Source organism: Mycobacteriales bacterium (assembly GCA_035504215.1).
Lineage (GTDB): Bacteria > Actinomycetota > Actinomycetes > JAFAQI01 > JAFAQI01 > DATAUK01.
This window is the reverse complement of record DATJSI010000055.1, coordinates 1-4677: the sequence shown is the minus strand read 5'-3', so window position 1 is coordinate 4677 and position 4677 is coordinate 1. Positions and strand designations below refer to the sequence as shown.

Genomic DNA, 4677 nt, shown 5'->3' with positions numbered 1-4677 from the left:
CGGCACCGGGTCGAGGTAGTCCCGCCAGTGCACTATCTCGCGATCGCGAATCGTGAGGACGGAGATGTAGCGGTTGCCGTACGGGGCACCGGTGGCGACGACGCTGCCCGCGGAGGCGTACTCGAGGACCACCGTTCCCTGAGCCGGGTCGTGGTGCACGGCCAGGTCGTAGCAGCGGTCGAGCACGAGCGCGGTCCCGTAGGGGCGGTACAGTTCGGCCACCGCGGCGCGGCCCTCGACCCGGCGCGGGTAACCGGGGACCGTGATCACGTACTCGAAGACGACGTCGTCGGCGAGCAGGTCGAAGAAGTGGCCCGGCCCGGCCAGCCCGTCAAGTCCCCGCTCGACGATGCGGAAGAACGGGTCAAGGGCGGCGAAGTCGGCCATCCCGTCGATAGGCGTCTTCATGACGACAGTTCCTTTCATCCCGGATGCGGTTACCCGCAATTAACGTCTGCATCGACTGCGGAGAGATCTATCCTGCCCTGGGATTCGTCAGGCGGGGTCCGCGCGCGACCGAGAACACGGTATCGACCACGCGCGCCGTACCCTCCTCGGGGTCGAGTGGCGCGCACCTGTCGGCGGGAAGCAACGGTCCGTTCGGGCTGATGTTTTGGATTTTTTCCGAACGGACCGTTGATTTCACGCTCTGGGGAAAATGGCATTTGGCCCCACAAAGCACTCGAATAGGATTGCAGGCGAGGCGGCCCGGAGCCGTCCGTGTTCACCTTGGCCGCCTTTGGCCGGCCGATCCCGGAGGTGTTGTCCTTGAGCTGTTCCGGCCGGGTCACCCGGGGTTCATGAAGAACCCATACTCATCCACGATGAGCTCGATGTTCCCGGGACTGTTGTTGTAGTACGAGACCTGTGCGCTGGTCCCGCCCTTGGCGATGACCAGGTTGGGCACGGTCTCGCCGGCCGTGAAATTCAGGTTCGAGACGACCGGCCGCGACTGGCCCGCCGGGTAGACGATCAAGTTGCCGTCCCTGGCCGGCGCGGTGACCGTCACGTTGTCCACCATGGCGGCCGCGGTCTGGCCGGCGTCGGTGAGGATGTTCATCGTGATCGCCTTGTCCGCAGCCAGCGCACTGCCGGTGGTCCTGGTGTCCAGTTCCCTGGTCGGGCTGATCGGGACGAAGCTGTCCGGAGAGCTCGATGAGAAGTACCCCTCCAGGTCAGCCACCATCTGCACGGTGCCGGGGGAAGCGTTGGCGATGTCCGCTACATCGTTCGTCAGCGCGACGATGACGAGGTTGGGGACGGTCTCGCCGGCCGAGAAGTTGAGGTTCGAGGCGTTCGGCTCGGGTGCGCCGTCCGGGAACGCGGTGAGGTGCCCGCTCTTCTGCGGCTCCGTTACCGTGAGGTTGATGACCGCGGCCGCCGCTCCCGCGGGCAGCTTCCCTGCCAGGTTGAGCCGCAGCACTCCCCTGGCCGCGACCGGTCCGTTGACGCCGGTCCCGTTCCTGGTGTCCAGGACGCGGGTCGGCGTGCCCGGCTGGTACCCGTACCCACCTCGCGCGTAGAAGCCCTGCAGGTCGGCGACCACCTCGACGGTGCCGGCGCTGTTGTTGTAGAAGGTCACCCGGCCGTCGCTGACCTGGACGGTGACGAGATTGGGCACGGTCTCGCCGGCCGAGAAGTTGAGGTTGGACACGATGGGGGCCGAGCCGGCCCCTGGGTACACGGTCAGGTCGCCGCTCCTGGTCGGTGCGGTCGCGGTGACGTTCATGACCACTGCGGACATGTCGGCTGCAGGGACGCCGTCGACTGTCGGGATCGACAGAGTCAGCTTGCCCTTGGCGCCGATCGGGGCGATCTTGCCGGTGCCGGTGCCGACGCGGGTGTCCAGGATGCGGTCGGGCGAAATCGGCGTGTAGTCCGCCCCTACGGCAATCTCGATATCGTTGGGGTTCACGGTGTAAACGCCCGCGGAGCGGTAGGTGTGCGAGACGCTGTTCGTGTTCACTACTTCGGCGGGCGTGCCATCGCCGAAGTTCACCACCTCGCTATAAAGGGGTCCGTTGGTGGGCCAGGCTGGGGTATAACTCACCGTCCAGGTGGCCGCAAGAGTCCCAGTGCTCGCGGCGCTGAAGCGGGTCCCGCTGGACGTGCCGCCTTCAAGCTCCATGGAACCGCGGTCGTCGTATCCGACGCCGGTGTCGGCCACGGCGGGATCGTCGCTCCTGGGGTCGCCGAACTGGTCGGTGGGCAATTCACCGGGGACATTCGAGTTGGCCGAGTCGATGGCGGGCGAGCCCGCCTGGAGCGGGTACCAGAAGGCATTCTGGCTGGGGAGTCGCGATGACGGTCCAGGCGTCTGGTTCTCCAGGTCGGGGTTGGCCACGATGTCGTGCGCGCCCTGGTCAGACGCCGTCTGGAAGGCGACGAGGCTGCGGTAGTTGGCGCCGCCCCAGTCGTACAGGGCCTCGCCAGCAGAGGGGTCGATCAGGTTGTAGTCGACGACCGAGTCGGCCTCAGAATCGGCCGAGACTGAGATGCCGGCGCCGGGGACACACGCGGTCCCGCCTGGCTGCACGATGTTGTTCTCAACGGTTACGCCAGTCGAGGCGCCCTCGACGGAGATCCCGCCAGAGCAGAGGGCACGGATGGTGTTGCCGGTGACGTCGGTGCCGGGGGCGCCGTTCACAAGCACGCCCCAGGTATTCGTCTCGTCAGGCTGGATGGAGTTACCGGTGATGACCACCCCGGAGGCACCTGGTTCCACCTCGATCGGGTTACGTCCCTCGACGGACATCCGGCTGACCGTGACGTCGCTGGTTGTGCCGTCAATTTCGATTGACGCGGTCGAGGCGTTTTCGTCGTCGGCGTAGCCGCCGTTGATGGTGATGTCGGACGACTCGCCGGTGACGTAGAAAGGTCGGGGGCCAGAAGCGCTGAACCCGTCAAGAACGACATGGTGCGCGCCGGAGATCGTGAGCGTCGCCCCGGTCGCGATGGCCTTGATGGACACGGACCCGATCGCGTCAAATGTAATTGGGGCCTGCGCGGTTCCCGAGACCGAGATCGTGGTGCCGGTGTAGTTCCCCGGCTCGACCACGACCGTCTGGCCCGGCTGGACGACGCTCGCGGCCTCCGCGATCGTGCAGAACGGCTCGCTCTCGCTGCCAGGGCCGCTGTCGGAACAGACACTGGTCTTGTTGACCACCTGGTTGTCGACGTAAAGGTCGGTGCCGGTGGACGGGTAAGGGGTGTAAGGGACAACCGAGGTGGCAGCGGCCGGGGTGGCCGTGGCCACGGCGGCGGCCGCTCCGTTAGAGGCGACGATTGGCACGACGATCGCGACGGTAGCGAGCCCGGCCGCGCCCACGGCAAGCCCAACGGACAAACTTGATCTGAGGCGCACGAGCTCTCCCTGGCAAGATGGCGGCAGGCCAACAGCAGCAGTTCAGGCCTACGCCCCGCTATCAGCTTGGGGGATCATATCGTCATTTGTGGAAATTGCACGATATATAGTGCCGGCTTGTTGGCACCGTGATCGCGCACTCCGACACTTGATCTTCGCGCTCACGGTTTCGCCATGTCGGTAGGTCCTCAGCTGGGCCGGCACGTCGGGGCAAGCGCCGGCGCGGGCATGTCTGGCGATGGCTCCCAGACCCGCTGGCCGACCGATGCCAGGCGCGCGGCGCGGGCCTGGAGTTTAGGACCGCGACCGCGTCGGCGAGCAGCGCGCGGAGCAAGGTAGAACCTTCATTCGTGTGCCTAGCTCCGCTTGATGTGTGACGCACCCTAGGTTTCTTTGTCCAGCGAAAGACCCGGCGTGACTGACCTTGGCATGCGCCGATGGTTTCGACTGTTCGCAATGGTTCGAAATCCACGCCACGCCTGAGTGGTCTTCGCGGGCCGGGCACGACACCTCAGTCAGCCCCTTCACCTGCACAAATGACTGTCGGCCGGAAGCAACGGTCCGTTCGGGCTGATGTTTTCGATTTTTCCGAATGGACCGTTGATTTCACGTTCCAGAGAAACCGCCCCCGCAGCAGCGCGCTCCGGGAATGCCGTACGGGCCGGCGCCGCGCCGGCACAGCGACACCGCGCAGAGCCTGCTCATCGGCCTCGGAGCGTTCATCATCGCGGTGATCGTCTTCGTTGCGGTGTCCGTCATCGCGCATACGGATCAGGGCACGCGCACCGTCGCCAGCGGCAACAGCCAAGCGAACGGAAACGCCCAAGGGAACGGAAACACCGGAGCCAGCGGAAACAACGCACCGGTGGGAACGCAGACCGCGCAGGTCGGCTCCGCCATCACCCTGGCCGGCCTGTCCGCCGGCGAGCAGGTGAGCAGGTGAGCAGGTGAGCGTCACGCGATCATCTTCGACTCGACTGGTCAGTCTTTCCAGACCGGGTTCGATAACGTCGTCGAATGCCAGTCGTTTGAGCCCGTGATCAACGTCCAGGTCGGCTTTTCCAGCGTCGGCTGCGTCGTCTGCGAGGTCCCGAACGATGTGAAGATCACCAAGGTACGGGTCATCCTCGATTCTGGTTACGGCCCGCAGACAGGCGACTGGACGATCGGAAGATCGGAAGATCGGATCAGTGAGATCCGGTGCCGTCTAGAAGTAGGTAGGTTCGCGGGGGACGTAGGGCTTTTCGAGCGCCGCGACCTCGTCGTCGGTCAGGTCGAGGTCGAGCGCCGCCGCGGCGTCCGTGAGGTGGCGG

General features: G+C 65.7%; 4 protein-coding genes. 2 read left to right on the top strand and 2 right to left on the bottom strand.

Features of this window, described 5'->3' with window-relative positions; translation table 11 throughout:
* Positions 1-408: nuclear transport factor 2 family protein (locus tag VME70_07070; GenBank protein ID HTW19955.1), on the bottom strand; the 408-nt coding region annotated here is incomplete at its 3' end.
* 379 nt (positions 409-787) lie between these two features.
* The gene (locus tag VME70_07065; protein ID HTW19954.1) at positions 788-3256 is read right to left on the bottom strand and encodes a right-handed parallel beta-helix repeat-containing protein; all 2469 of its coding nucleotides are present in this window, start codon (positions 3254-3256) and stop codon (positions 788-790) included.
* 757 nt (positions 3257-4013) lie between these two features.
* On the opposite strand from VME70_07065, the gene VME70_07060 reads away from it, so the two are divergent.
* Complete coding sequence (locus tag VME70_07060) at positions 4014-4307, top strand: hypothetical protein (GenBank protein ID HTW19953.1); 294 nt, start codon at positions 4014-4016, stop codon at positions 4305-4307.
* Positions 4308-4400: 93 nt separating this feature from the next.
* Positions 4401-4677: hypothetical protein (locus VME70_07055; protein HTW19952.1), on the top strand; the 277-nt coding region annotated here is incomplete at its 3' end.

Coding starts and splice junctions, on each gene's coding strand:
- VME70_07060 (HTW19953.1), top strand. CDS start 4,014: ATGCCGTACGGGCCGGCGCCGCGCCGGCACAGCGACACCGCGCAGAGC.